Here is a 26,645-nt window from a genome sequence, read left to right as displayed (position 1 = left end):
GGTCGCGTTACTTGAGTGCGTCGATGACGAAGTCGATGCAGGCCAGCAGGGCCCGCACATCGTCGGGGTCGACGGAGACGAAGGTCGCGATGCGCAGCTGATTGCGGCCGAGCTTGCGGTAGGGCTCGACGTCGACGACGCCATTGGCTCGCAGCACCTTGGCCACGGCCGCTGCGTCGACCGACTCATCGAAGTCGACGGTGGCGACGACCGATGAGCGGTCGGCCGGCTCGGCGACATAGGGGTGGGCCGCCTCGGCGGATTCAGCCCAGTCGTAGACGAGCCCGGAGGACTCCGCGGTCCGCTCGGCCGCCCACGACAGGCCGCCGTTGCCGTTGATCCACTCGATCTGTTCGGCGAGCAGCAGCAGGGTCGCCACGGCCGGGGTGTTGTAGGTCTGGTCCTTGGCCGAGTTCTCGATCGCGGTGACCAGATCGAGCGAGGTCGGGATCCAGCGCCCGGAGTCCTTGATCTCCTGCGCGCGGGCGATCGCGCGCGGCGACATAATCGCCACCCACAGGCCGCCGTCGGAGCCCATGTTCTTCTGCGGGGCGAAGTAGTAGACGTCGGTCTCGGCGATGTCGACAGCCAGCCCGCCGGCACCGGAGGTAGCGTCGATGACAACGAGGGCATCCTCGGCGATCCCGGCCGGACGTGTGATCTGGGTGGCGACGCCGGTCGACGTCTCATTGTGGGGCCATGCGAAGACGTCGGCGGCGGAAGCGCCGGTGGTCGCCCCGGCGGGGGAGGAGACGAGACCAGCGGCAGCCAGGGCCTCCGGAGTGGGGATCGCAGCCGTGCCCGGTTCGGCATTGAGGATAAGGGAGGAAGCCAGATGCGGGGCAGTGTCGGTGGCCTTCGCGAACTTCTGGCCGAACTCGCCGAAGGTCGCGTGCGCGGCCCGCTCGCGGACGAGGCCGAAGGCCGCGACGTCCCAGAACACGGTGGACCCGCCGTTGCCGAGCACCACTTCGTAGCCCTCGGGCAGGCTGAACAGCTCGGTCAGTCCGGAGCGGATGCGGCCGACGAGGTTCTTCACCGGCGCCTGGCGGTGGCTGGTGCCGAGCACCTCGGTCGCGGCCGAGGTCAGCGCCTCGATCTGGGCGGGGCGGATGCGGGCCGGGCCGGAGCCGAAGCGTCCGTCGGCGGGCAGAAGGTCGTTCGGGATCTCAATATTCGTCGCAGTCACGCTCGATATTCTACGGCGGGCCCCACCGGCGCACGGGACCGGTCCGTCATGTGACGGACGTGCCGTCTCGACGATCCCCGCCTCGACCGCACCCGCCGAGGCAGGACCCGGCTGACTCGTGTCCGTGCCGCGTCGTAGAGTGAAGGCATGAGTGAGCCCGTCGATCGCCTCCCGCAGACCCGGAAGTCCTATGATTCTGCCGTCTTCGAACATCCGGACACCGCACCCCTGGACCTGCTGCGCCAGTGGTACGACGAGGCGGCCGACCATGTCCGCGAACCGAATGCGATGACCGTCTCGACCCTGGACGAGTGGGGCCCGAGCTCGCGGATCGTCCTGCTCAAAGGCCTCGACGAACGCGGACTCCTCTTCTTCACCGACTACGACTCCGCGAAGGGCCGCCAGCTGCAGGCCGACCCCCGCATCGCCGTGAACTTCCCCTGGCAGGACATGGAACGACAGGTCCGCATCCGCGGCCTCGCCGAGGCGGCCGCCCCCGAGGACTCGGACGCGTACTTCGCCGTGCGCCCCCGTGGATCGCAGATCGGGGCGACCGTGTCCAAGCAATCCCAACCGGTGACCAGCCGGGAGCAGATGCAGAGCGAATACGATGCCGCAGCCGCCGAATTCGAGGGCCGGGACGTGCCGCGGCCCGATCATTGGGGCGGGTTCCGCGTGCGCGTCTTCGAGATCGAATTCTGGCAGGGCCAGCAGAACCGGTTCCACGACCGCTGGGTTTTCCGCCGCGCCGACGGCAGCCACGAAACGGCCGACCTCGACGATGCCTCTGCCTGGGAGGTCGTCCGCCTCTACCCTTAAGTTCTGACCTCTTCGCCGCAGCGCACACGATGCAAAGGAGCACCTATATGTCAGCCCCCACTACACAGTTCGGACCCGACGCCGTCTTCGACAACTTCATCGGCGGCTCACGGGTGCCCAGCGACGACCGGTCGACGAATACGAACCCGTCCGACCCGTCCGATGTGATCGGCCGGTACGCCCGCGCGGATGCCGCCACGGTCGCCTCGGCGATCGCTGCCGCCCGCGCTGCCGCCCCCGCCTGGGCGGACCTCGGCTCACAGCAGCGATTCGCGATCCTCGACAAGGCCGGCAGCCTCATCGCCGAACGCGCCGATGAGCTCGCGATCTGCTCGCCCGGGAAGAGGGCAAACAGCTCGCCGAAGCCAAGGGCGAGGTGCTGCGCGCCTCCCAGATCTTCAAGTTCTTCGCCGGCGAGACCATCCGCAACACCGGTGAGGTCGTGGACTCGGTCCGCCCCGGACTCATTGCCGAGATGACGCACGAGCCCATCGGCGTCATCGGCATCATCACCCCGTGGAACTTCCCGATCGCCATCCCGGCCTGGAAGATCGCCCCGGCTCTGGCCTTCGGCAACACGATCGTGTTCAAACCTGCCGAACTCGTCCCCGCCAGTGCGTACGCACTGGTCGATATCCTCGCCGAGGCGGGACTGCCCGATGGGGTCCTCAACCTCGTCATGGGGCCGGGCTCCGTGGTCGGGGACGCACTGACCACCTCGGCGAAGGTCGACGCCGTGACCTTCACCGGATCCGTCGCCGTCGGACGGTCCGTCATCGCATCGGCTGCGGCCCACCAGATCAGGGTGCAGTGCGAGATGGGCGGGAAGAATCCGCTCGTCGTGCTCGGCGACGCCGACCTCGAAGCGGCCGCCGAGGCCGCGATCAACGGAGCCTTCTTCTCCACCGGTCAGCGCTGCACCGCGTCCTCCCGCCTCATCGTCACCTCCGATGTGCACGACGAATTCGTCGCGCTGCTCAAGGAGAAGATGGCGGCGCTGACCGTCGGAGACGCCCGCGCCGAGGGCGTCGCCATCGGACCCGTGGTCTCTCAGGCTCAGCTTGACCAGGACCTCGTTTACATCGCCAAGGCCCGAACCGAAGGCGGGGAGGTCACCGGCGGTGAGCTCATCGATTCGGACACGGAGGGGTATTTCCTCGCCCCCGCGCTCGTCACGGGCACGAAGCCGGGCGACACGATCAACGTCGAAGAGGTCTTCGGGCCGGTCGCCTCGGTGATCGAGGTTGCCGACTACGACGAAGCGTTGGCCGTGGCCAATGACACCGAGTTCGGACTGTCCGCGGGCATCTTCACGACCTCCCTGAAATATTCGGCCCACTTCAAGCGTTACGCCGATTCCGGGATGGTCATGGTCAATGCTCCGACGGCAGGAGTGGACTATCACGTGTCCTTCGGCGGACGGAAAGGGTCGAGCTATGGTCCCCGCGAACAGGCTCGGGCGGCACGCGAGTTCTTCACAGTGCACAAGACGACCTACACGAACGCGGGCTGAGCCGGGCGGTGCGAATTCCTCCCGAGCGGGCAGATGCACACCCCGGTCGAGCCGTCGGGCGCTGACCGAGGTCTCCTCCGGGACGGGGCGAATCCTCGAATCACGGGAATTGCTGAACGCACGATAGGATTGGGGCAGATCGCAACGGCCGCGAACGGGTTCGCCTGTGCGGGGCGGGGCAGGGTCGGAACGACCCGAAATGGTGACAACGCCTGTAACGGTCGAAACGACCTGAAGACGAAGAGTGGAGTGGCTGGTCAGAAGTGAACGACCTCATTGATACAACCGAGATGTACCTCAAATCGATCATCGAGCTCGAGGAACAGTCGATCGTGCCATTGCGTGCCCGCATCGCCGAACGCCTGGATCACTCCGGCCCCACCGTGTCACAGACGGTGGCGCGGATGGAGCGCGACGGACTGCTCCACGTCGGAAACGACCGCCATCTCGAGCTCACTCCGGAGGGCCGACGGATCGCCACCGACGTGATGCGCAAGCATCGTCTCGCCGAGCGTCTCCTCTCCGATGTCGTCGGACTCGAATGGGAACTCGTCCACGACGAGGCCTGCCGCTGGGAGCACGTGATGAGCGAGCAGGTCGAACGCAAGCTCGTGACGCTGCTCTCCGAAACCTCCACCGGGCCCTACGGCAACCCGATCCCCGGACTCGACGTCATCGGCGGCGAAGCCTCGAAGACCGCCGACGTCATCGACCTCGCCACGGCAGTCGGCCGGGACGGCGCGAAGAAGCTGACGATCGCCTGGCTGGCCGAACCGCTGCAGGTCGATATCCATCTGCTTCAGCAGTTCCAGGTCGCCGGCGTCCTGCCGGGCAGCGACGTCGAGATCTCGCGCAACGGCGAATACATCACCGTGCAGGTGCCCGGCGCACAGGACGTGCTCGATCTGCCGATCGAGACCGCCTCGCACGTCTTCGCTTATCGAGCCTGAGACACGCAGAAGTCTCCGCCCGGTCACGACGAAGAGTCTCCGCCCAGTAACGAACCGGCTGTGGCTCGATAACGGCGGGGCTATGGCTTGGTAACGGCAAGGCCGAGTAGCGGTAACGAAAGAGCGGGTGCCTGAACCCCGATTCGTTACAAATCGCTGTGATCTCTGACCCGGGGAGTGGCTGCCCACCCCCTGGGTCACGTCGTATAACGAGAAAATGTTACGAAGATTTCAAGCCATTCTGAGCCTCTGACCTGGGTCTTTATGGAAAACATCACGGTTTCCCTCCGGTGGTTGTGACAAAAAACGTGACAATCAGTCACCGATTGGTTACAGTTATTGAGGTCGTTCACGAAAAGACGACTTCACAACGAGATCCGAGCGCCGCGCTCGCTGTGAGATACCAAGGACCGATAGCGGCGGTTGGCACAGAGTTGCCAATAGGAACGAGAGGGAAAACGTGGCAACTAAGCAGCATGGCCGCCGCGCCGCCGATGCCAAGGTCAAGACTCCACTGACCGAACTCACTGAACTTCTGAACGCCAACTCGGGCGTCTTCGGCCGTCGTGCAGCAGTTGTGGCTGCCAGCGGTGGTCTGCTGACCGCCGCGGTGATGCCGGCTGCCGGCCAGGGAGCCGACGACCAGAGCAAGGTCTCCGCAGAAGCCGAGACCACCCAGAAGGTCGACTTCGAGAACCAGACCGTCACCATCGGCGACGACTCGAACAGCAAGAAGGACGACAAGAAGTCCGACTCCTTCAGCGTCGAGAACCAGACCATCACTGCTGAGGCTGCTCCGAAGCCCGAGCCCAGGCCTGAGCCGGCCGAAACCTCCTCCGCTGACTCCGACGAGCCGGCCGGAACCTCCGATGACACCGCCAACAGCGGATCGTCCGACTCGGGTGAGTCCGACTCCAAGGACTCGGGATCCATCGACGGATCCAAGGCCGAGCAGGTCCTCGCCTGGGCAGCCAAGGGCGTCGGCACTCCCTACGTCTACGGCGGCACCAGTCAGAGCGGCTGGGACTGCTCCGGCTACACCTCGTGGGTCTACGACCATGTCGGCGTGAGCCTGCCCCGCACCTCCGGTGCTCAGAAGGCCGCAGGCCAGGTCGTCTCGCAGTCCGAAGCCAAGCCCGGTGACCTCGTCTGGCACCCCGGCCACATCGGCATCTACGCCGGTGGCGGACAGATGTACGACGCCGGATCGCCCGGATCCGGAACCTCGAAGCGCAGCTACAGCTGGATGGGCGACGTCACCTTCATCCGCGTTCTCTGATCTTCTTCACCGAAAAGCTCCCCGCACGACTCGACGGTCCTCGAGTCGCACGGGGAGCTTTTCGTATGCCCGGAAAGTTGAGCCCGCGCACCGGCGGTGTGTCAGCCTTCGCTAGTTCGAAATTCGTACGTACTGATCGAGATCACCACATATGAATTTCGAAGCAGTTCATGTGCTCCATTCGCCCGACAACCTCGCCGAGGCGGGCCGACCGCCCGTGCGCCCGCCTGCCTGTGTCGGCCCGCCTGCGACCACCCGTGCACCCGCCCGCTTGTGCCCGCTCCGGTGAGTGCGCTGAACTCCCGGTTCGGTGAACGCAAGCCGAAGTTTCCATGACGCGAGCCGTATGAATTGGGTCACGGGCGCGCGCGGCGTTACTCTGGAGAAGATTGAGTTCCATGAACGGTTGGCGCCAGGTGGCGTCGACCTCTGATTCGAAGGGAAGCAGATGGGGCATAGTCGAATAATTCGAATAGCCGCTCCAGTCTGTGGTGCGGAGCACATATCTGTCTCCGTGCCCTCTTTCCCAGGCGTCGTGCCCATGAGCACGGCGCCTTTTGTGTTCCCTGGGGCCGGGGCAGCCGGTTTCGGCCCAGAAGAGAAGAAGATGAGGGGCGAGATATGAAGACTCTCGTGCTGAACGCCGGTTACGAACCGCTGTCGGTCGTTCCGTTCACACGGGCCGTGGTGCTCGTGCTGACCGGGAAGGCGACAGTCCTGGCCGCAGAGGACATTCCGGTGAGATCCGAGCACATGAGTCTCGATCAGCCCTCCGTCATCCTGCTCACCCGCTATGTGCGCCCGCCGAGCAACCGCCGCGTCTCGCTCTCCCGTCGGGGAGTCCTGCGCCGGGACGGACACCGCTGCGCCTACTGCTCCAAGCCGGCGTACACCGTCGACCACGTCGTCCCACGCTCTCGCGGGGGAGCGAACACCTGGGAGAACCTCGTCGCCTGCTGCCGCGAATGCAACAACCGCAAAGGCAGCCGCACCCTCAGCGAGATCGGATGGAAGCTCAGCTTCCTCCCGCAGGAGCCCCGTCTGGGACAACTGTGGATGCGCGGGATCGACAAGCCCGTCGAGAAGTGGCGCCCGTTCCTCGAATACTCCAGCGCCGCCTGATCGCCGAGGCGGTTCCGGACTCCGGTTTCCACGGCCGAGATTCGGCATCGTCCCAGATAGGGGACGGTGTTGTCCGAATGTTGGTGCAATTCGGATAACGATGTGACATAGGTGAAGTTCTCACCGGCAATGTGATTTAGGGTGGACGAAACAGAAGTTCGCTTCGACCCGAGGAGCTTGCCATGAGTGAGCAGGATCGCCCCCAGAACGCCGACCCGGCCCCGGCCGGTGAGGCCGAAGCCGTCATCGTCGGAATCGACGGTTCGCCGCCGAGCCGCAACGCCCTGGCCTGGGCAATCCAAGAAGCGCGCTCCCTGGACCGTCCGATCCGCCTGGTCGGCGCCTACACGATCCCGAGCGTGGCAGCCGCCGCCATCGACGTGTCCTATGTGCCGATCGACGACAGCTCGATCCGCGCGGCCGTGACGAACACGCTCAAGGAAGCAGCTGCCGAGGTCAAAGCGGCCGGAGTCCCCGTCGAAGCCGTCATCGAAATCGGTGACGCCGCCGGCGTGCTCATCGACGAATCGAAGTCCGGCAGCCTCACCGTCGTCGGATCCCGCGGTCGCGGCGGCTTCGCCGGTCGCCTCCTCGGAACGGTGTCGAGTGCTCTGCCGGCGCACTCCGCATGCCCGACGGTCGTCGTCCCCGCGTGCTGGGACAACCAGGCCGAGCGTCCCGCGCACCCGACCTCATCACGGCCGATCCGACAGGACGGCGTCGAAGTCGAAACCCCTGATCCCAATGCCGAGTCGATCGAAGGTCTGCGCTTCGACGGCAAGGTCGTCGTCGGCGTCGACTCACTCGGTGCGGACTCCCCGGCGCTGTGGAAGGCGGCCCGATTGGCCGTGCGCCGTGGTTCACCGCTGCACATCGTCGCCGTGATCACCACGACGGTCATCGGGCCCGAATGGCTGCCGAGCACCGCCGATCTCGAGCGGCTCGTCAACGAGGGAGCGGACAAGCTCGTCGTCGCCAAGCAGCGCCTGGCCGAGGAGTTCCCGGACCTCGACGTCACCTGGACGCTCTTCGACGGTCAGCCTGCTGAGGTGCTCGTCAGAGCCTCTGACACGGCCGAAGTGCTCGTCATCGGTTCGCGCGGACGCGGCGGATTCGCCGGTCTGCTGCTCGGTTCGACGTCGCAGTCGGTGCTGCCGTACTCGCAGTGCCCGACGATGGTCGTCCGCGTCGCCCGCGATCACGGTCGACGCAAGCAGAACGAGGCTCCGGCGGAACCAGGGCTCTAGACCCCGACTGAGCCCGGGACTCCCGGGCCCACGGCTCGAATCATTCCTTCGGGCCGGAAGACAATCACCGAGCGCGATCGAATCGATCGGCCGCCTCGGTGATGGTGGGTCGGTGCGACGTCGGCAAGTGGATCTTGCTCGGGTAAGTGGTTCTGGCGCCCCCGGGCAGATTCGAACTGCCGACACCCGCTTTAGGAGAGCGGTGCTCTATCCCCTGAGCTACGGGGGCCAGGTGGTCATCCTCAACCACGATCACCCAGTGTAGCGTAGAAGAAACCTCACTGTTCCACGGTGTGCCAGCACCTATTATGGACAGTTTCTCGTTAGGGTCGAATTGTGTCGGATTCCGTTAGAGACGAACAGTTCCCAGAACTCGGAGATGTCTTCGCCGAGTGGAAGAAGCAGGCTGCCCATCTGGGCGGTCGCGACACCATGTTGCATTTCCGGGACTCCCGTGACGGCAGCATCGACCTCTCCGGCGCCCACCCCTCCGGCCTGGCACAGCTGCTGGCCGGTCGCGCCACCCGACTCTCCAGCCTGATCCGCGACCACGACATCCTCGCCGATGCGCGCCGTCGAGCGAAATCCATCCGGTCGAAGGCCGAGCAGCTCGACAATGAACGCGGCATCCGCACCGCCCACCTGGCGATCGGTTTCGCCTCGTGGACGGAGAAGGATTCGAAGTTCAAGTTCAACGCCCCCGTCGTCATGCGCCACATCACGCTGGTGCCTCGCGGATCCCGCGTCGAAGACTACGAGATCGTGCTCGACAACGAGATTACGATCAACCCGGCACTCGTCCAGCACCTCCGTGAGGAATACGACCTCGACGTGCCTGTCGACGAATGGGTCGACGCAACCGGCGGCCCGCACGGCTTCGACCCGGGTCCGGCTCTCGACCGTCTGCGCGATCTGGGGCAGAGCGTACCCGGCCTGCGGATCAATCACCGCCTGATCATCTCGACGTTCGCGAATATCGCGAGCCCGTTCTCGACCGACTACCTGCCCACCCAGCACCCTGTGCTGCGGGCGTTGGCCGGCGACGAAGACGTGCGCGCCTCGCTCGGCGGCCCTTCCTATGTTCCGCAGCCGGGAGTGCTCCCGGATGAGAAGATCGCAGCGGCAGAGAAAGCCGAAGCAGAGCAGAAGCGTGCCGAAGCTAAGAGAGTCGCCGGTGTCGCCGCCGCCGAATCCGCAGACAAGGACACCGAACCCGCAGGCGATGAAAGGTCAGCGCCGGAAGCGACCTCCGCGGACGCAGCGAAGTCCGGAGCTGAGACGAAGACTGCGGAAACGGCAGAAGGCGACCCCGCCGAGGATGCTGCTGAGTCCGCTGATGAGTCGGCAACCAGCGGCGAGAAGACCGGTGAGAAGGCTGCGTCCGAGAAGCCTGCGGCCGAGAATGCTTCGTCGAAGGCAGCTGCCGGTTCCGCTGATGCAGCGGATGCCGATGCCGATGAGGACTACGGTCAGCCGACCGTGCCGATCACCGACGAACCACTCGATGCCGCAGAGCCGGTCACTGCCGCTGAGTCCGCCGTCGAGACGACCACCGACGGCGAGAAGACGTCGACCGATGCCGAAGCCGGATCGGCGACCACGTCTGAGAAGACAGCACCCGCGGCTGAAGCCGACGGTGACGACGTCGTTCCCGCTGCGCTCCAGGAACCGATCACGCCGCTTCCCGACCGGAAGCCGCAGGAAGAATTCCTCGTCATCGATGTCGACGGTGACCAGCAGGCCGTCGTCGACGCCGCCGTGTCCGGTCACTCCGTCGTCGTTGACACCCCGCCCGGAACCGGCGCCACCCAGGTCGCCGTCGCAGTGGCCACCACCCTGGCACACACCGGCAAGAGCGTGCTCTTCCTTGCGCAGACCTCCGATGCCCTCGACGATTTCTCCGCACGCCTCGGCGAGGTGGGACTCTCCGACTTCGCCGTCGACACCCGCGCCGGCTCGGAAGACATCCGCAAGCAGCTTATCGGTCTCATCGCTTCGGCAGAGAAATCCGAACGCCCGGACCTCTCCCGCCTGCTGACCGAACTCAACGAACAGCGCGCGACCCTGGCCGATCACGTCTCGTCCCTGCACCGCAGGCGCAAGCCGTGGGACGTCTCTGTCTACGAAACCATGCAGCACCTCGCCGAACTCACCTCCGGCGACAACTCCCCGCAGACTCCGGTGCGCTTCGATGACGACATCCTCGGCGCCAGCGAAGACCGCCGGAACATCCTGCGCGGCAAGCTCGGCGAACTCGCTCGACTCGGCGCCTTCACCCTCGATGTCGAAGACACCGTCTGGTTCGGGGCCGACCTCAAATCCGTCGAGGAAGCCGAAGCCGCACGCACGGTGGCCGAGCGCATCGGTCGGATGATCCCCGACCTCGTCTCTGCGACCGAACCGGTGCTGCAGAAAGCGAAGCTCAACCCGCGTCGCAATATCGACGATTGGTCCCGCGCCATCCGCGTGCTCCTGCGCGTGCGCAAGACACTCGACAATTTCGCGCCCGACGTCTACGACCACCGACTCGACGACCTCATCGCCGCCACCGGCACACCCGAGTACCGGGCCGATGTCGGAGTCGAGATGGGCATGATGCAGCGCCGTCGCCTGAAGAAGTCAGCCGCGGAATTCCTCCGCCCCGGCGCCGAGGTGACCGACCTCCACGACGCCCTCATCGACGTCCGCGCCCAGCGCGTTATCCTCGCAGACCTTGCCGGACACGACGGCCGCCCGCAGATTCCGCGCGGCGTCCTCGAATCCGACGAGATCCTCCAGAGCGTCGAAGCCGACATCGCCAAGCTCAAGCCGATCCTCGAGACCACCCCGGACGGCGGTGACCTCGGATCGATGCTCATCGAGGAACTCCAGGCACGCACCGAAGCGATGGGCAGCGACTCCGAGAACCTCGCCGAACTGCCCGAACGCTCCCGCCTGCAGCGTGAACTCGACGGTGAGGGCCTCGGCAACCTCATGGCCGACCTGCGTCGCCGCAAGGTCGACGAATCACTCGTCGGCCCCGAATTCGATCTCGCCTATTGGGCCTCCGTGCTGCAGACCATGGCCGGCGAAGATCCGGCGATCGGCCGTCACGACGGTGCCGCTCTCCACCAGGTCGCCGAAGGCTTCCGCGAGAACGATCGCGCCTTCGTCGCCGCCGGTGCCTCCCGCCTGCGTTACAACCACGCGCAGGCATGGAAGCGCGGAATCGACTCCGACCCGATTGCCGCCGGGGTGATCAAACAGGAGCTTCTGTCGAAGCACACCTCGACGAAGCGGATCTCCACTCAGGCCCCCGAACTGCTGACGACTCTGGCCCCTGTGTGGATGGGCAGCCCGTACACGGTGCCCGAACTCTTCTCGGCCCTGCCGCTCTTCGACGCGGTCGTCATCGCCGATGCCGGACGACTCTCGGTCGCCGATGTCGTTCCCGGCATCACCCGCGCCCGGCAGGTCATCTCGCTCGGCGACTCGCGACTGCTCGGTCCGCGCCCGTTCTCGATCGCCGTCGATCGCTTCGGCATGGACGACGGGAAACATCCGCGATCGGTGCAGGACCGCCTCGGCGAGTTCCTGCCGCGGATGCGGCTGTCGAATTCCTACCGGCTGTCCCCGGTCGGGCTCATCGACCTGGCCAACCGGCACTTCTACGATTCGACGATCTCGACGCTGCCGACCGCCCACACGGGTGAGGGCAGCGGCCTCGAATTCTCCTATGTCGCCGACGGCAGGGGCCCCACGGACATCGGGACCGGTCGGGTCGAGAGCCCCGACGCCGAGGTCAAACGCGTCGTCGATCTGGTGCTCAAGCACGCGCGGAATCGGTCGCGGGAGTCATTGGCCGTCGTCGCGCTTACCCCGCATCATGCGCAGCGAGTGGCGACGGCGATCTCGCGGGCGATGAAGGATCTGCCGTATGTGGCGGCGTTCTTCAACGATTCGTCGAAGGAACCATTCGTCGTCACCGACGCCGAACGCGTCCAGGGCATGTCGCGCGATGCCGTGATCTTCACCCTCGGCTATGGCCGCACCGTCCACGGTCGCGTCATCCACGACTTCGGTCCGCTGTCCGGGCCGGATGGTCGTCGCATCCTCGCGGCCACGATGACGCGGGCCAGGAAGCGGCTGACCCTGGTCTCGAGCATCGAGGCCGAGGACTTCGACCGCAGCAAACTCAACGGGGGAGCGGTCATGCTCCCGCAGCTGCTCGAGGAGGTCGCGACCGGCGGCGTCCACCAGCCCGGACCGCACGGCGAGATCTACGATCCGCTGTTCAATGACATCGCCGACCGGCTGCTGCAGCTCGGCGTCGTCGCTCACGAACACTACAACGGCATCGACCTGGCCGTGGCGAACTCCACCGAAGACGAGCACGGAATGATCATCGCCGTCGCCGGTGACGGACCCGAATACGCGTCGATGCGCAGCCTGCGCCAGCGGGACCGGGTGCTGCCCGAACAGCTGAGCCGCCGAGGCTGGAAGTTCATGCGCGTGTGGTCGACCGATGCGTTCGTCGACCCGCAGACCGAGACCGAGAAGATCTTCGAAGCCTGGCGCGCCACCGTGGAGACGATGAGCCCGCAGGCCGTGCTCAACGCGGCGCGTGCCGCCTCCGTGGTCGTCGGCCGCACCGGCAGCCGCCCGAAGCTCGTGCCCGGTCTGCCGATGCACAAGTACTCTGCCGAAGGCCTCGACCAGATGATCGACTGGATCCAGTCGGATGCGGTGGTGCGCGGCGACGGTGAGATCAAGGATCTGCTGCGCACCGCGTTGGCGCAGAAGGGCAACTCGAGCCGCGGCGATTCCCAATTGCAGGCCGCGGTGGACCGCTACCGCGAACGCCATGCACAGGCGAAGAAGGTCACGGGCTCCGAGGTGTTCATCCCACGGTCTAACTCCGCCGGGCCCGTCGAAGATGACATCCTTCCGACCTTCGACACCGGCAAGATCCGCGCCGATGAGCTCCGGTCCGCCGGCCTCGTCCAGACCGCAAGCAACGATCAGGTCGCCGAGGCGGACGACGACTCCGCCGGCGCCGACGCGGTCGGTGAGGACTCGGGCACCGCCGTTTCGGTCGGTGAGGACTCGATTGGCGCGGGTTCGGCAGGCACGGATTCCACGGCCGGCACCGATTCGGCTGTCAATGGTTCGGCCGGGACGGAATCTACGGTCGACACGGATTCGGCTGAGACCGAGTCGGGCGGGACCGCCTCGGCGAAGTCGGGGGCGAAGAACGACGATGCCTGAGCGGCCGTCCGACGCCGAGGATGCCGACCAGGACCGTGAGGCGGTCGGACCTGACGAGGGAGGGGCCGGCGTCGACAAGCCCAGCACTGGCGAGCCTGGCACTGATCCAGACGGACCGGCGCAAGGCGCCGACGAGTCCGAGTCCGAGGAGGCTCGGAAAGCCCGGATCGAAGCGGCGAAACGTCGATACCGCGCCACTCTGCGCAATGAAGCCGAGACCGGTGGCGGTGGCTTCAGCGAAGACTACTACCATTCGCAGAAACCCCCGCACTGGTCATAGGACCCGCCCCGGTTCGAGAATCCGACATATCTTGTTGCAGCTGCTGATCCAGCTGTTCCCAGCGCTCGACGGGCTCGAGATACGAAGAAGGCCCGCTCTCAGATGAGAGCGGGCCTTCTGTGCGATCGGCTGAAGATCAGTGCCGCGGAGGCTGATTCGGATCGACCGGTCCGTCGGTAGCGGGACCCTGAGCAGGACCAGCAACCGAAGCGGTCTGGTTGCGCAGGATTTCGCGGATGTCGCCGAGCAGATCCTCGGTGGTCGGAGGAACTTCTTCCTCGGGAGCTCCGCGCTTGCGCAGCTCATTGAGCTTGTTCATCGGCACGATGATGATGAAGTAGACGATGGCGGCAACGATGAGGAAGTTGATGGCCGCAGTGATGACTGCACCGATATCAAGAGTTGCCTCAGGGACACCTTCCTTGAGCGGGATCTGCAGGGCCGGGCCCTCAGCGCCACCGACGGCGGCGATGAGCGGGTTGATGATCTTGTCGGAGAAGGCGGTGACGATGGCGGTGAATGCGCCGCCGATGATGACCGCTGTTGCCAGTTCGACGACATTCCCCTGGAGAATGAAGTCTCTGAATCCCTTAAGCATTAGAGACCCTTTCGGTGTGTGTTCACTGAAATGCTGTTATCGAATTGTTCAATTACGTTCCAATAGTACACATGGGTAACACATTGTCAGCAGAAATGTTCTGCGAGTCTGACCATGGTATTGATGATCCGCAGTGCCGAAAAGCAATGTAGAAAGCAGGCTCTGTGAGCGCACGAATCTCCGCCCACAGCCGTTCAGCTGGTCTGATCGCCCGCCGTTGGCAGAGAGGTTATTGAGGGAGGATCGCAAAGCTGATCGGAAGTCCGGCGAACTCGGCGACATGCTCGGCATCCGCAGCGGAGAGGATCACGGATACAAGTTGTCCTGACTCCGCAGCTATTCCTTCGGGTTTGTCGACAAGGCGGGCGATCGTCACCTTTTCGACCACGACTTCAGACCCTCCGTCTGGGAGGGATGAGAAGAGACGGATCTTCTGCCCCGGTTGGAGAAGCGCCGCCGAGGCATCATCGGCCAAGCGGATCGGCATGAGCAGATCACGGCTGCCCTTCGGCAGCGCCTGCTGGTCGAGGACGATCGACGAGGTCAGCGGTGACCCCTGCGACAGCCCCGCCGAGGTGGCCCGACCCGTCACCTCATCAACCGACCTGAACGCCTTGTCGGGAACCAGATCGGGAGGGAACTGAGTGAGCCTGAGGTCCTGTGCCGTGAGCTCGGTTCCAGGCGCCAGGTCCGACTTCGCGACGACGATCGCCGTTCCCGCACTGCTCGGCGTGAGCATCCAGACGGCGAGAGCACAGGCGCAGGCAAGGCAGATGGCAGCGAGGATGCGCTGAGGCCGAATGTGAGACGGTCGTGCCCAGCTCGGAGACGAGGTTCGAATGCGGTGAAAGATGCCCATGTGCCGAGCTTGCGGCGCTGCATGGCCGGCGGCAAGGTCGCGAAAGCCGCCTGTGGACGATTCGTGTCGTCCACAGGCGATCAGTGTCTGAGTGAAGAGAGCCGGTTCGGGGAACCGATTCGATCAGCTGGCGGCTGGAGTGCTCGCTGCCGAGGAGGTGCTCGATGACGAATTCGACGAGGAGGTGCTTGAGGTTTCCTTCGCCGACGAACTCGAGGATTCCTTCGAAGAGGAGTCAGAACTCGAGGAGCTGACGGTGCTCGACTTGCTCGAGCGGGAGTCGGTGGCGTAGAAGCCGGATCCCTTGAAGCTGATGCCCACAGCGCCGAATACCTTCTTCAGGCGGCCCTGGCATTCCGGGCAGACGGTGAGTGAGTCATCGCTGAAGTCCTGATGAATATCAAAGGCATGACCACAGCTCTTGCAGGCGTAGGAGTAGACGGGCATTCGAGACCTTTCTTCGACGACAAGATTATAGTGCACACCGGAACCTCCCCGGAGCACCGGTCCGCGATATGCACAAGGTTATCCACATATCAACACGCGCGAGTGCGTGCCAATTCCCGATGAACAGTCGGTGAAGAAGTGAGTCAGCCCGCGAAGACGGCGTGACTCGGCCCGCGAAGACGGCCTGAGTCAGTTGGTGAAGGTGTGAGTTCCGTTCTCGGTGACGGCCGCGGGAATGCGCAGATCCCAGTCCTCGGCGACGAGGCCGCTCAGACCGAGTTCCTGGGCGAAGCACACCCCGACGACCCGCGGCTCCGCTGCACGGTGCCCTGAGCCTTGGGGCCCCGACTCTCGAGATCCCGAGCCGAGAGGCTGCGCCCCGTGCGGGCCGAAGGTTCGGTCATAGAAGCCGCCGCCGTTGCCCAGGCGGGCGCCATCGGCGCCGAACCCCAGTGCGGGGACGAAGATGAGGTCGAGGCCGACCGTGGGGGAGAGCAGCTGGGCAGCGGTGAGCAGGTCGTCATCCTGGGCCGGTTCGCGGATTCCCCATCTGCCCTGCGGCGTCAGGCTGGCCATCGAACCGGTGACCTGACCGAACATAAGGGGCTGACCCACCGTCGTGACGACCGGCAGGTAGACGGTGCCGCCGGCTGCGAGGAACCGGTCCAACGCAGAGTCGAGGTCCGGCTCTCCGGGCAGCGCCGCATAGGCGAGGAGGGAGCGAACCGGCGCCTGACAGATGAGGTCCCACGCGGCGGCGGCCACGGAGCCTTCGGACTCTGCGGGGTCCACGCGCGAGGCAGTGGTCGAGGTCGCCTCGGTGGGGGTGACCTGCGGTGATGCTGACGTCACGGACGACGGTGAGGCGGGAGTCGCCTCGGCGAGGGAGCGGTCTGTGCGCGCGGCGCGGATGCGGGACCGCAGCTGCGCCTTCGAAGATTGTGAGTCCACGCAATTCAGACTAACCGGGGTCGGCGGATTCGTTAAGATGACTTCATGAGTGATGAAGCGCAGCGCACCGTTCGCAAGGCCGTGATCCCCGTCGCCGGTCTCGGAACTCGGTTCCTCCCCGCAACGAAGGCCACCCCGAAAGAGATGCTCCCCGTCGTCGACAAGCCGGCGATCCAGTACGTCATCGAGGAAGCCGTCGATGCCGGCCTGCAGGACGTTCTCATGATCACCGGCCGGAACAAGCGGCCGCTGGAGGACCATTTCGACCGAGTCGACGGGCTTGAGGCAGCGCTCGCGCAGAAGGGGGACGACAAGAAGCTCGCAGCTGTGCGCCATCCCTCGGAACTGGCCGATATCCACTACGTGCGCCAGGGTGATCCCAAGGGACTTGGGCACGCCGTGCTCAAGGGGCGTCAGCATGTGGGCAACGAACCGTTCGCCGTCCTGCTCGGCGATGACCTCATCGATGAGCGCAGCCCGATCCTGCCGAAGATGATCGAGGTTGCGGAGAACACCGGCGGCAGCGTCGTCGCGCTCATGGAGGTCCCGCCCGAGGCGATCCACCTCTACGGGTGCGCGGCCGTCGAGACCACAGCGGATGACGAAGTCGTCAAGATCACCGACCTCGTCGAAAAGCCCGCCACCGAGGATGCTCCCTCGAACTTCGCCGTCATCGGCCGCTATGTGCTGGCTCCGGAGATCTTCGACGTTCTCGAGACCACCGAGCCGGGACGCGGCAACGAAATCCAGCTCACCGACGCCCTGCAGGAACTCGCCGGAGACGACGACGGCCACGGGGTGTACGGAGTCGTGTTCAAGGGCGCCCGCTACGACACGGGTGACAAGCTCGACTACCTCAAAGCGGTCGTGCAGATTGCGTGCGACCGCGACGACCTCGGCGACGATCTCAAGGCGTGGCTGCGCGACTTCGTGCCGACGCTGGACTGAGCTGACCTCATCGATTCAGCCCGTCAGGGCGGACCGATCTTGAACCCGAGAGCGAGGGCAGCCGCGTGTGGCCTGTCATCCTGACTGATCGACAGTCCGATATCGTGCTGCGACCGCTGCGCCGCCGCGACGAAGAGGCCTGGCGAGAAGTCCGCCGATTCAACCGCGACTGGCTGCGACCGTGGGATGCGACTCTGCCCGCGCCTGGCCAGGAGCTGCCGGGGTTCCGCACGATGGTGCGGATGCAGGACAAGCAGGCCAAACGCGGACAGACCGTGCCGTTCGCCATCGAGGTCGACGGGAATTTCCGCGGCCAGATCACCGTATCGGGACTGAGCTGGGGCTCGATCCTGTCCGGGCAGATCGGGTACTGGATCGATTCGCGCGTGGCCGGGCGAGGAATCACCCCCATTGCCGTGGCCATGGCCGCCGACCACTGCTTCTTCGGCCTCGGCCTGCACCGCGTCGAGATCAACATCCGCCCTGAGAACACAGCGAGCCTGCGCGTGGTCGAGAAGCTCGGTCTGCGTGACGAGGGGCTGCGCGAGAAGTACATGCATATCGACGGGCAGTGGTGCGACCACCGCACGTTCGCCCTGCTCGCCGACGAGGTGCCGCAGGGTCTGCTCGCCGCATACCGACATGGCACCAGCGCGGGGTAGGCGCGACAGTCCGGGGGGCTCAGCCACCACCTGGGAATTCGGTGAACTTCGTCCCTAACTGACCGACACACCTTGCGCCTTCACGTCTTCCCCGATGGCCGCAACTTAGGGTGGCATTGTGGACACCAGCATCATCGTCGTCATCGCCATCGTCGTGGTCTTCGCCGTTGCTGTGCCCGCAATGATTCGGAAGTCCGCGACGGATCTCTCGCGTGTCGAAATCGACACGGTTCCGGACAAGGCCGCTGTCGTCTCCGCCGAGACAGCCATCCCCGGGCACGACCATTCGGAGCGCATCCAGGTCTTCCACGACAAACCCCGGAAGGCACCGTCGGTGCCGACCCCGAACATCTCACAGGAAGCCGAGGCCCCGAAGCTGAGTCTCTCGGCCTCCACTCCCGAGTTCGCCGTCATCGACGGTCACGCCGAATCGCACACCATCACCGAGGCTGCCGATCACGCACAGCTCAACGTCCTTCCCATTGCGGTCGGTGAAACACACTCCTCCCTGTCCAGCGACCATGCGGCTGCCGGTCGCAGCGTCGTCGGATCCAGCGTAGGAGTCGGCACTGACACGGGCGTGCGAGCAGGCGCCGTCACCGACAATGTGCGGCCGCTCCACCCCGCGGTCCACGCCGTCTTCAACGACAGCGGACGCTCCGCCGGGCAGGCGGACCGACAGGGCCGTCCGCTTCAGGCGCACCCGCCGCACGCGAACGGAACCGGCCGCAGCGCGTCGATGACCCGGACAGCTTCGAGCAGCGCTGGTCCAACCCCTCAAGGAGGCGGACCACGCGAGGGCCAGTCTCGGACGGGACGCGGCGGCCGCCTCGGCGAAGGGATGCCCACCACAGACGGACACAACCAGAAGAATTCCAATCCGACCATCGGAACCGATGAGGAACATGCGATGACTGAGCAAGCCACGACCCTGCGGGAGTCACTGAAGTCGCTGAACACTATGGTCAGGGGCTTCTCCCTGGTCTTCCTCGCCTCGGTCCTCGGCATTCTTGTGTCCAGCGTGCTCGCGGCCTTCTCGGTCGTGCACATCGCCCTGGCCGGCGTCTTCCTCGGACTCGCCGTGGTCACTCTGTTCCTCGTGCGCACGCTCAACCTGCGTAAGCGGGACACGAAGAAGAAGCTGCGAGGACTGCAGGAGACCACGCGGTCACGGTCAGCGGCGAAGCCTGAATCTGCTGCCAAGCCTGAGCGAGTCACTCAGCCGGAGCGTGCTGCCAAGCCTGCGCCGACCGAACGATCGGCGACAGCGGCCACACCTGCCGCCACAACCAGTTCGAAGACGAGCGCTGCGCCTGCAGCCGAAGCACGGTCAACGGCTCGGGTGGGTACGAAGTCGCAGACCGTTCCGGTCAAGCAGCAGCCGCGCACGGCACCTGCACCGACCTCGAGCGGAACCGCTGCACGGATCGCCGCGGCGGCACAGGGCACGAGCGCAGCGGCGAAGGCCGCCCAGGCGCGCGCCGCGATGAACCGCTCCGCCGAGGCGAAGAAGTCCCGCGAAGAGGCCGACACCGGTGAGATCCCACTCGTGCGCATCCGCAAGGAAGCCGCCGAGGGCCACACCACGCGTCAGGTCCTCCTCACCGGACCGATCCCGGTCGTGAAGGAGAACGCCGCCGCAGACGGTGACTCCGCCGCCGAGGCGACCGCCGACTCCGAGGGCGCATCGACCACGAACACCGCTGACACAGCGGCTTCGGCGCAGACGGCTGAGACGCGGCCCGAGTCGAAGGGCACCTCGAACGAACGTGAGGTCGACGTTTCGCCCGATTCTGCGAAGTTCGCAGAGAAGACCGAGCCTGCGGAGAAGACCCGGACCGCATCCACTCAGGCTCCGGTCTCGCTCGGAGCCGATCTCGTCGCTGAGACCGACACGGAGTCAACCGATCGGGAGCACGCCGATGCGGATGTGCACGCTGCGCTGGACGCCTCGGCCAGCAAGGTCGACGATCCGTTCATGCAGCGACTGAAGTCGCGTGACGGCTGGTCGCCGACTCCGCTGCCGGTGCCCAGCTACGTTGATGCGCCCGAAGCCGAGCACTCGGTGCCCGCAGCGAGTGCGGCCGACGCCAGCTCGTACGAGACCGAAGCCCGCAGCCGTGAGGACATCGCGGCTCAGTTCGCCGAAGAGCTCGGCTACCGTCCCGAGCTCAGCGACTCCGCCCGCGAGGAAGGTCCGCTCGGCCACGGGCGCAAGGCGATCCGGACGACGAAGGCCGCCGACCTCGGCGCCGTCAACGACGTCCTCGCACGCCGCCGCGCCTGATGCCCAATCGCAGCTGACTCGAGGGCCACTCGGCCTTCGCAGCGCAGACGCAGAAGCCCCGCACAAGACGTGCGGGGCTTCTGCGCGTCAAGGCTCGAGTGTCCACGAACTGGTGAGTCGCCAGCAGCACACTCCACGACAGAGAGCACACGTTCAAACATGTGCTGTCTGTCGTGGAGTGGGCCGCCAGCGATCAGGCGCTGAAGACGAACCAACAGATCGCATCGCGGCGTGCCTGGTCCTCCAGTACGAGGTCGCGGACGCCGGGCGGCACACGGTCGCGTTGCCAGTCGCGTTCGGCACGACCGGCCGCAATGTCCTTCCCGGCGGCTCCGCGAGCGGCTTTGATCGCGTAGGCCGCCGCCCCGAGATCGTGCTCGGCGACGTGTCCGACGCAGGCTGCCTGACCCGCCGCATAGGCGGCGAACCGGGCGGTCCACGCAGCGGCCGTGCGGCACCCATGGCATGACCGCCGAGGGCGCGAGCCTCCTTCATCGGCATTTCACCGGCGGCCCACGCCGGCGGCGGCAATGGCTTCGCGAGGTCGTTCATCCTCGGGGCAGACGGCTTCGAAGAAGGGCAGGGCGTGTTCGGCGCAGTCGGCGGCCCACAGCGCGAGAAGGCGGTGGTCGGCATCGGTGAGGGAGCCGCCTCGGCGAATCGTGATCAGGCGAGGATCACGGACCTCCGGCAGGATCACAGGAGAACCCGGACGGTCACCCTTGCGGTGGGGCAGCTGTTCGTCATTGGGAGCGCCCGCCGAAGTCCTCGGCGATCGACGCTGCGACGGCCTGCAGGCGCGGAACGACGTCGTCCTCGATCGAGAGTCCACGCAGATGGGATGTATGCAATGAGACATTGAGCGCGGCCAAGGTGGTATCGCCTCGGCGGACGGGCACGGCCAATCCTCGCAGCCCCTCGTCGAGCTCCTGAGATACGAGGCACCATCCCTGTTCGCGGATGCGCTCGAGTTCCCTGCCGAGCTCCTCCCTGGAAGACACTGTCCTGTCGGTGAATGTGGAGATCTCGGTGCGGTCGAGGAAAGCCTGCCGATCCGTCGACGGCAGCTCGGAGACGAGGATCCGGCCCATCGACGTCGCCCAGGCCGGCAGTCGATTGCCGAGATTGACGGTGACGGTGTGCAGCCGCGGGGCAGTGGCGCGGGCGATGTAGACGATATCGTCCTCGTCGAGGATGCTCAGCGTCGCGGATTCGTCGAGATCGTTCGCGAGCCGGTTGAGATGGGGCTGAGCGACCTTCGGAAGGTCGAGCCCGGCGAGGAACCCTGCACCGATGTCGAGCACGCGCGGGGTGAGCGAGAACTGGGTGCCGTCACTGCTGAGATACCCGAGATCGACGAGCGTGAGAAGGAACCTGCGGGCAGCAGCCCGAGTCAGACTCGTCGACTCGGCAACCTGAGTGACCGTCAGTCGCGGATCGTCAGAAGTGAACGCCAACAGCACCGACAGCGTCTTTTCGGCAGACTTCACGTAATGGTCGCCGGTCGACGCATCTGCTCCTGAATTCTTCTCTGACTTCACCGTCCCAGGGTATCGGCAAGGTCCGACCCATTCTGCATTGTGCGCTATGTGCACACGTGTACGTTTACCGCACATCGTGATACTGTGATCTGCGACAAGCACGAGCACGCCCTCATCGCGGAGGAACCGCGAGGCCATCATTCGAAGGGGAATGTCATGTCAGCACCGGACAGCACGCACGCGGGAGCCTCCGCGGAACTCAAGCGGGCCAGGCGGGCCGCCGCCGGGTCGTTCATCGGCGCAGTCGTCGAATGGTACGACTTCCTCCTCTACGGAATCGTCGCCGCACTGGTCTTCGGGGAGCTCTTCTTCCCCGACTACAGTTCCCATGCGGGAACACTCGCCGCATTCGCGACCTTCGGCGTCGGATTCATCTTCCGCCCGCTCGGCGGCATCATCTTCGGCCACTTCGGCGACCGCCTCGGGCGCAAGTCCATGCTCGTGTGGACGATGACGATCATGGGCGTGGCCACCGCCCTCATCGGATTCCTGCCGACCTACCAATCCGTCGGCTGGCTCGCTCCTGCCTTGCTGGTGCTGCTGCGTTGCATCCAGGGGATCGCCGTCGGCGGGGAATGGGGCGGTGCGGCGCTCATGGCCGTCGAAAGCGCACCGTCGAAGCTGCGGGCATTCTTCTCCAGCGGAGTGCAGATCGGCTATTCCTTCGGGCTGCTGCTGGCCACCGGGCTCGTGGCTCTGCTCAGCAGCAACTTCTCCGCTGAGGCATTCCTTGCCTGGGGTTGGCGCATTCCGTTCTTCTTCAGCGCCGTCCTCGTCCTCGTCGGGCTGTGGATCCGTGCAGGCGTTGAGGAATCCGAGGAGTACGTCGAGCGTGTGAAGAATGCGAAGACCGATAAGACCGCGAAGCTGCCGATCTTAGAGGCCTTCAAACGCTATCCGGCACAGATCTTCCAGATCGTCGGCCTGCGGTTCATCGAACTGCTGACCATGTACATCGTCACGACCTTCGCTCTGTCGTATTCGACCGAGCAGCTCGGGCTCGATCGACAGATCATGCTCAACATCACGCTCCTCGTCGGCGGTCTCGGCATCGTCACGATCCCTGCCTTCGCCTACCTCTCCGACCGCTACGGACGGCTGCGGGTCTACCTCACCGGCGGCGTCATCGGCCTCGTCAGCGCGGTCCCGTTCTTCCTCTTCCTCGAGGCCGGCAACATCGTGGGCATCGTCATCTTCGCCGTGCTGCTCATCAACATCGCCCACGATGCCGTCGTCAGCGTCCAGCAGCCGCTGTTCGCCGAGATGTTCAGCCCAGAATTCCGCTACAGCGGAGCGGGCGTCGGATACCAGCTCGCCAGTGCCATCGCCGGCGGCTTCACCCCCTTCATCGCGACATTCCTCGTCGGACTCGGCAACGGGACCTGGTACCTCGTGGCGGCCTACCTCGGGGGAGGCTGCCTCATCTCGATCTCGATCGCCATGCACCTCGTGCGCAATGGCAGATCGGCCGCCGCGCCGAACGCTCCACTGTCGAATCCACTCAGGTCGTGTCCGCCTGATGGTTCGCCGCCCCTCTTTCGCCGCCGCCCTGCCGACCGGTGAGAAGCGCGTCGAAGCGAAGTCTGCCTCGAGCGGAACGATCCGGTCTGTCGAGATCACCGCGCCCGGTCGCGTCGAGGTCCTCACTCGACCGGGACCGCCTGGGCGCCCTGCCTCCGGGCATGTGAGGGTGCGGATGCTCGCGGTGGGAATCTGCGGCACCGACCTCAGCCTGGCCTCCGGTTCGCGGACGCCTCCCGAGCTGCCGTGGCGACTCGGACACGAAGGCATCGGAGAGGTCATCGAGGTGGGGAGCGGGGCCGAGGAATGGGCGATCGGCGACAGAGTCGCGCTTGAACCCAACATCACCTGTGGGCGGTGCGAGTACTGTCTTCGGGGCATGACCTCGGCATGTGTCTCCCGGCTGAGCGCCGGCGTGCTCACTCAGCCGGGATTCCTCGCCGAGGTGGTCGACCATCCCAGCGGATTCTGCCACCGCGTGCCGGCTGGGATACCTGTGGAGCGCGCCGTATGCGCCGAACCGCTGACAGTAGCGGCATCGGCGATCCGCCGCACCGAACTGCAAGGAGGGGAAGACGTCCTCATCATCGGTGCCGGAGCTCAAGGACTATTGGCAATACTCGTTCTCGTGGATCTCGGCTATCGTCCCTGGGTGAGTGAACCGGACGAGACCCGGCTCCGATCGGCGGTCGAGCTCGGAGCCCGGGCATTCGTCCCCGGCGCCTGCCCGGCACCCCAGGTCGTCATCGATGCGGCCGGCGTCTCAGAGGGACTCGCCGCAGTCGTCGACCAGCTCTCTCCTTTCGCAAAGGTCACAATCGTCGGAGAGGATCAGGGCCGCCTCGGCGCGTCGAGCTTCGATATCGTCCAACGGCAGCTGAGTATTCGTGGCTCTTTCATCTACGAACATCCGCAGGATATGGCGACCGCGGTCGCCATGCTCGAGACGCTGCGACCGAGGCGATCGTCGGCCCGGCACTCTCGCTCGACGAAGCACCCCATCTGCTCGGTATCAATGCCGGCCGTCGACCCGGGGTCAAACAGTGGGTGGACCTGCGCGGCTGACCGTCCCGGGGAGCGCCGAGGGAGTCAGCCGCCGTCGAAGATCGCGCGCAGCAGCGGCTTTCCGGGCCTGGGTCAGCTGCGGGGCATCGCCACGTACTTGACCTCGAGGAACTCGTCGATGCCCACACGGCCGCCCTCCCTGCCGAGGCCGGACATCTTCACTCCACCGAATGGCGCCGCCGGATTCGAAACCAGTCCGGTGTTGAGTCCGACCATGCCGACCTCCATCTTGTCGGCAAGGCCGAGGGCGCGTTCGACGTTCTCGCTGAACAGGTAGCCGACGAGCCCGAACTCCGTCTCATTGGCCAGAGCGATGCCCTCTTCGTCCGAGTCGAAAGTGACGATCGGTGCCACGGGGCCGAAGATCTCCGTGGTGCGGATCTCGGCGTCATCGGGAATGTCGGTCATCACCGTCGGGGTGTAGAAGAACCCATTGCCTTCGATCCGGGACCCTCCGGTGAGGACCTTTGCTCCCTTGGCCACGGCCTCATCGACGAGGCCGGCGACCTTGTCGAGGGAATCCTGATCGACGAGCGGGCCCATCTCGGTGTCCTCGTCGAGGCCGTTGCCGACCTTCATCGCGCCGATGCGTTCGGCCAACCGCGAGGAGAACTCCTCTGCCAGTGAGGAATGGACGAACATGCGGTTCGCCGCGGTGCAGGCCTCGCCGCCGTTGCGCATCTTCGCGACCACCGCGCCTTCGACAGCCTTGTCGATGTCGGCATCGGCGAAGACGACGAACGGAGCGTTGCCCCCGAGCTCCATCGAGGTCTTCATGACTGTGTCGGCAGCCTGCTTGAGCAGCCCCACCCCGACCTCGGTGGACCCGGTGAATGTGACCTTGCGGGCGATGCCTGACTCCATCCAGGGAGTGACGACACGGCGCGCAGACTCGGAAGTGACGAGGTTGAGCACCCCGGCGGGGAGTCCGGCTTCGACGAGGACGTCGACGAGCATGAGCGACGTCAGCGGGGTCAGCTTCGCAGGTTTGAACACCATGGTGCAGCCGGCGGCGATGGCGGGACCGATCTTGCGCGCGCCCATGGCCAGCGGGAAGTTCCACGGGGTGATGAGAATGCAGGGCCCGACGGGTTCGCGAGAGATGAGCATGCGGTTCTTGCCGTCCGGCGACTGGGAATAGTCGCCTTCGATGCGCACCGCCTCTTCGGAGAACCAACGGAAGAATTCGGCGCCATAGGTGACCTCACCCTTGGACTCGGCGAAGGGCTTGCCCATCTCAGCGGTCATCACAGCGGCAATGTCGTCGGCACGATCGATGAGCAGTTCGAAGGTCCGCCGCAGGATCTCGGAGCGCTCTCGCGGCGACGTGGCCGCCCAGCCGGCCTGTGCCTCACCGGCGACCTTGATGGCCTCTTGGGCATCGGCGGCGGAACAGTCGGCCACGGTGGTGATGACCTCACCGGTTGCGGGATTGCGGACGTCGATGGTCTTACCGCCTTCGGCCTCTCGCCATCTGCCGCCGATGAACAGTCCGGTGCCCAGCTTGTCGATGATCGGGGTGATGTCCACGACGAATCCTCCTTGAGCGTCGTCAGAGCTGAACCGCGTGGTCGGCGTGAGAACGTCCCCGCCGCAGAATCGGAACGCGGCCAATTCCAGTTTAGTGCTCTGCGCTCAGCTGTGTCATGGCGATTTCCCTGACGGTGCCCAGCGGCGCTGGAGCGAAGACGAGCTCCGGGGGAGCGGACTCAGGCGACGAACTTGTCGAACTCGCCGTTCTTAGCAAGGAAATTCTGCACATAGGAGCACGTGGTGCGGAACTTCAGCCCCTCCTCGGCGCTGGTCTCCAGTGCATAGCGCACCAGCTTGGCTGCCAAGCCGCGCCCGCCCCACTCGGGCGACACCTCTGTGTGGGTGAAGATGCGCACCGTGCCCTCGGCGGTGTCATCGACTCCGGCCGCACGGTCGATGTAATCGGCGAGGCCGATGACTTTGCCCGCGTGGGCGACGGTGAAGCGTTTGGCCGCAGCATCCTCGGCGATGGTGAAGGTCTCTCCCGAGATGTCGATGTCCATGGTCATTCCTCCCGAATGTCCGTGCCGGCGGCACTGCGCAATGGTCGTTGGCGATCGAACGTCGTTCGTCGCGTCCTGATAGTT

19 protein-coding genes, 1 tRNA gene and 4 pseudogenes are annotated in these 26,645 nt (G+C 65.5%); 14 read left to right on the top strand and 10 right to left on the bottom strand.

The genetic code is table 11. The features are described 5' to 3' along the window. Positions 1–7: 7 nt before the first annotated feature. Complete coding sequence (gene serC / locus AC2W7L_RS02870; protein ID WP_486003184.1) at positions 8–1,189, bottom strand: phosphoserine transaminase; 1,182 nt, start codon at positions 1,187–1,189, stop codon at positions 8–10. Positions 1,190–1,336: 147 nt separating this feature from the next. Here serC and pdxH point away from each other — a divergent pair, with 147 nt between their 5' ends. The 6 genes and pseudogenes from pdxH (at position 1,337) to AC2W7L_RS02840 (ending at position 8,119) form a co-directional block, all read left to right on the top strand. Continuing rightward, positions 1,337–2,008 (top strand): pyridoxamine 5'-phosphate oxidase, encoded by a 672-nt coding sequence (gene pdxH, locus AC2W7L_RS02865; protein WP_486003183.1) that lies wholly within the window; start codon positions 1,337–1,339, stop codon positions 2,006–2,008. Positions 2,009–2,037: 29 nt separating this feature from the next. Further along, positions 2,038–3,521 (top strand): annotated as a pseudogene (locus tag AC2W7L_RS02860) (aldehyde dehydrogenase family protein). A 263-nt stretch (positions 3,522–3,784) separates the two neighbouring features. Next, positions 3,785–4,471 (top strand): iron-dependent transcriptional repressor DtxR, encoded by a 687-nt coding sequence (locus tag AC2W7L_RS02855; protein WP_167199027.1) that lies wholly within the window; start codon positions 3,785–3,787, stop codon positions 4,469–4,471. 460 nt (positions 4,472–4,931) lie between these two features. Beyond that, positions 4,932–5,750: a C40 family peptidase gene (locus AC2W7L_RS02850; RefSeq protein WP_486003182.1), complete on the top strand. Its 819-nt coding sequence runs from the start codon at positions 4,932–4,934 to the stop codon at positions 5,748–5,750. A 621-nt stretch (positions 5,751–6,371) separates the two neighbouring features. Further along, positions 6,372–6,872 (top strand): HNH endonuclease, encoded by a 501-nt coding sequence (locus AC2W7L_RS02845; RefSeq protein ID WP_486003181.1) that lies wholly within the window; start codon positions 6,372–6,374, stop codon positions 6,870–6,872. 182 nt (positions 6,873–7,054) lie between these two features. Further along, a complete protein-coding gene (locus AC2W7L_RS02840; RefSeq protein WP_167199018.1) occupies positions 7,055–8,119 on the top strand; it encodes a universal stress protein in 1,065 nt (354 codons plus the stop codon). Positions 8,120–8,272: 153 nt separating this feature from the next. Here the strand turns inward: AC2W7L_RS02840 and AC2W7L_RS02835 are convergent. Then, positions 8,273–8,348: transfer RNA gene (locus AC2W7L_RS02835), tRNA-Arg, on the bottom strand. A gap of 107 nt (positions 8,349–8,455) precedes the next feature. Between AC2W7L_RS02835 and AC2W7L_RS02830 the strand changes: the two genes are divergently transcribed. Both AC2W7L_RS02830 and AC2W7L_RS02825 read left to right on the top strand, forming a co-directional pair. After that, positions 8,456–13,366 carry a DUF4011 domain-containing protein gene (locus AC2W7L_RS02830; RefSeq protein WP_486003180.1) on the top strand — a complete coding sequence of 1,637 codons (4,911 nt, stop codon included), beginning with the start codon at positions 8,456–8,458 and terminating at the stop codon, positions 13,364–13,366. Then, positions 13,359–13,646: a hypothetical protein gene (locus tag AC2W7L_RS02825; protein WP_486003179.1), complete on the top strand. Its 288-nt coding sequence runs from the start codon at positions 13,359–13,361 to the stop codon at positions 13,644–13,646. Before AC2W7L_RS02830 ends, AC2W7L_RS02825 begins: the two co-directional genes overlap by 8 nt. Positions 13,647–13,782: 136 nt before the next feature. On the opposite strand, the gene mscL is transcribed toward AC2W7L_RS02825, so the two are convergent. Together mscL and AC2W7L_RS02815 are read right to left on the bottom strand one after the other, a co-directional pair. Beyond that, a complete protein-coding gene (mscL, locus tag AC2W7L_RS02820) occupies positions 13,783–14,244 on the bottom strand; it encodes a large conductance mechanosensitive channel protein MscL (protein WP_486003178.1) in 462 nt (153 codons plus the stop codon). Positions 14,245–14,473: 229 nt separating this feature from the next. Then, positions 14,474–14,983 (bottom strand): SAF domain-containing protein, encoded by a 510-nt coding sequence (locus AC2W7L_RS02815; RefSeq protein ID WP_486003177.1) that lies wholly within the window; start codon positions 14,981–14,983, stop codon positions 14,474–14,476. A 211-nt stretch (positions 14,984–15,194) separates the two neighbouring features. Here AC2W7L_RS02815 and AC2W7L_RS02810 point away from each other — a divergent pair, with 211 nt between their 5' ends. Further along, positions 15,195–15,395, top strand: coding sequence for a hypothetical protein (locus AC2W7L_RS02810; protein ID WP_486003194.1), 201 nt, complete (start codon positions 15,195–15,197; stop codon positions 15,393–15,395). A gap of 14 nt (positions 15,396–15,409) precedes the next feature. Here the strand turns inward: AC2W7L_RS02810 and AC2W7L_RS02805 are convergent. Together AC2W7L_RS02805 and AC2W7L_RS02800 are read right to left on the bottom strand one after the other, a co-directional pair. Next, a pseudogene (locus tag AC2W7L_RS02805) lies at positions 15,410–15,550 on the bottom strand (FmdB family zinc ribbon protein); the annotation flags it as partial. 189 nt (positions 15,551–15,739) lie between these two features. Next, complete coding sequence (locus tag AC2W7L_RS02800; protein ID WP_486003176.1) at positions 15,740–16,501, bottom strand: 5-formyltetrahydrofolate cyclo-ligase; 762 nt, start codon at positions 16,499–16,501, stop codon at positions 15,740–15,742. Positions 16,502–16,546: 45 nt separating this feature from the next. Between AC2W7L_RS02800 and galU the strand changes: the two genes are divergently transcribed. From galU to AC2W7L_RS02785, 3 genes are all read left to right on the top strand, one after another. Next, positions 16,547–17,449, top strand: coding sequence for a UTP--glucose-1-phosphate uridylyltransferase GalU (gene galU, locus AC2W7L_RS02795; protein ID WP_486003175.1), 903 nt, complete (start codon positions 16,547–16,549; stop codon positions 17,447–17,449). 65 nt (positions 17,450–17,514) lie between these two features. After that, positions 17,515–18,111, top strand: coding sequence for a GNAT family N-acetyltransferase (locus AC2W7L_RS02790; protein WP_167198999.1), 597 nt, complete (start codon positions 17,515–17,517; stop codon positions 18,109–18,111). Between the two features lie 118 nt (positions 18,112–18,229). Continuing rightward, the gene (locus tag AC2W7L_RS02785; protein WP_486003174.1) at positions 18,230–20,398 is read left to right on the top strand and encodes a hypothetical protein; all 2,169 of its coding nucleotides are present in this window, start codon (positions 18,230–18,232) and stop codon (positions 20,396–20,398) included. Positions 20,399–20,591: 193 nt separating this feature from the next. On the opposite strand, the pseudogene AC2W7L_RS02780 reads toward AC2W7L_RS02785, so the two are convergent. Together AC2W7L_RS02780 and AC2W7L_RS02775 are read right to left on the bottom strand one after the other, a co-directional pair. Then, a pseudogene (locus tag AC2W7L_RS02780) lies at positions 20,592–21,098 on the bottom strand (putative immunity protein). Positions 21,099–21,141: 43 nt separating this feature from the next. Then, positions 21,142–21,939 carry an IclR family transcriptional regulator domain-containing protein gene (locus AC2W7L_RS02775; RefSeq protein ID WP_486003173.1) on the bottom strand — a complete coding sequence of 266 codons (798 nt, stop codon included), beginning with the start codon at positions 21,937–21,939 and terminating at the stop codon, positions 21,142–21,144. Between the two features lie 156 nt (positions 21,940–22,095). Between AC2W7L_RS02775 and shiA the strand changes: the two genes are divergently transcribed. Beyond that, complete coding sequence (gene shiA / locus AC2W7L_RS02770; RefSeq protein WP_486003172.1) at positions 22,096–23,502, top strand: shikimate transporter; 1,407 nt, start codon at positions 22,096–22,098, stop codon at positions 23,500–23,502. Beyond that, positions 23,396–24,394, top strand: a pseudogene (locus tag AC2W7L_RS02765) (zinc-dependent alcohol dehydrogenase); the annotation flags it as partial. The gene shiA and the pseudogene AC2W7L_RS02765, both read left to right, overlap by 107 nt. A 203-nt stretch (positions 24,395–24,597) precedes the next feature. On the opposite strand, the gene AC2W7L_RS02760 reads toward AC2W7L_RS02765, so the two are convergent. Beyond that, the gene (locus tag AC2W7L_RS02760; protein ID WP_486003171.1) at positions 24,598–26,055 is read right to left on the bottom strand and encodes an NAD-dependent succinate-semialdehyde dehydrogenase; all 1,458 of its coding nucleotides are present in this window, start codon (positions 26,053–26,055) and stop codon (positions 24,598–24,600) included. A 179-nt stretch (positions 26,056–26,234) separates the two neighbouring features. Further along, on the bottom strand, positions 26,235–26,561 hold the full coding sequence (locus AC2W7L_RS02755; RefSeq protein WP_486003170.1) for a GNAT family N-acetyltransferase: 327 nt from the start codon (positions 26,559–26,561) through the stop codon (positions 26,235–26,237). Positions 26,562–26,645 lie beyond the last annotated feature (84 nt).

It is taken from the genome of Brevibacterium sp. LAARM3_SD1, assembly GCF_057364765.1.
This window is presented reverse-complemented; position numbering and strand designations above follow the sequence as displayed.

Coding starts and splice junctions, on each gene's coding strand:
- pdxH (WP_486003183.1), top strand. CDS start 1,337: ATGAGTGAGCCCGTCGATCGCCTCCCGCAGACCCGGAAGTCCTATGAT.
- AC2W7L_RS02845 (WP_486003181.1), top strand. CDS start 6,372: ATGAAGACTCTCGTGCTGAACGCCGGTTACGAACCGCTGTCGGTCGTT.
- AC2W7L_RS02840 (WP_167199018.1), top strand. CDS start 7,055: ATGAGTGAGCAGGATCGCCCCCAGAACGCCGACCCGGCCCCGGCCGGT.
- AC2W7L_RS02825 (WP_486003179.1), top strand. CDS start 13,359: ATGCCTGAGCGGCCGTCCGACGCCGAGGATGCCGACCAGGACCGTGAG.
- mscL (WP_486003178.1), bottom strand. CDS start 14,244: ATGCTTAAGGGATTCAGAGACTTCATTCTCCAGGGGAATGTCGTCGAA.
- AC2W7L_RS02815 (WP_486003177.1), bottom strand. CDS start 14,983: ATGCTCACGCCGAGCAGTGCGGGAACGGCGATCGTCGTCGCGAAGTCG.
- galU (WP_486003175.1), top strand. CDS start 16,547: ATGAGTGATGAAGCGCAGCGCACCGTTCGCAAGGCCGTGATCCCCGTC.
- shiA (WP_486003172.1), top strand. CDS start 22,096: ATGTCAGCACCGGACAGCACGCACGCGGGAGCCTCCGCGGAACTCAAG.
- AC2W7L_RS02755 (WP_486003170.1), bottom strand. CDS start 26,561: ATGGACATCGACATCTCGGGAGAGACCTTCACCATCGCCGAGGATGCT.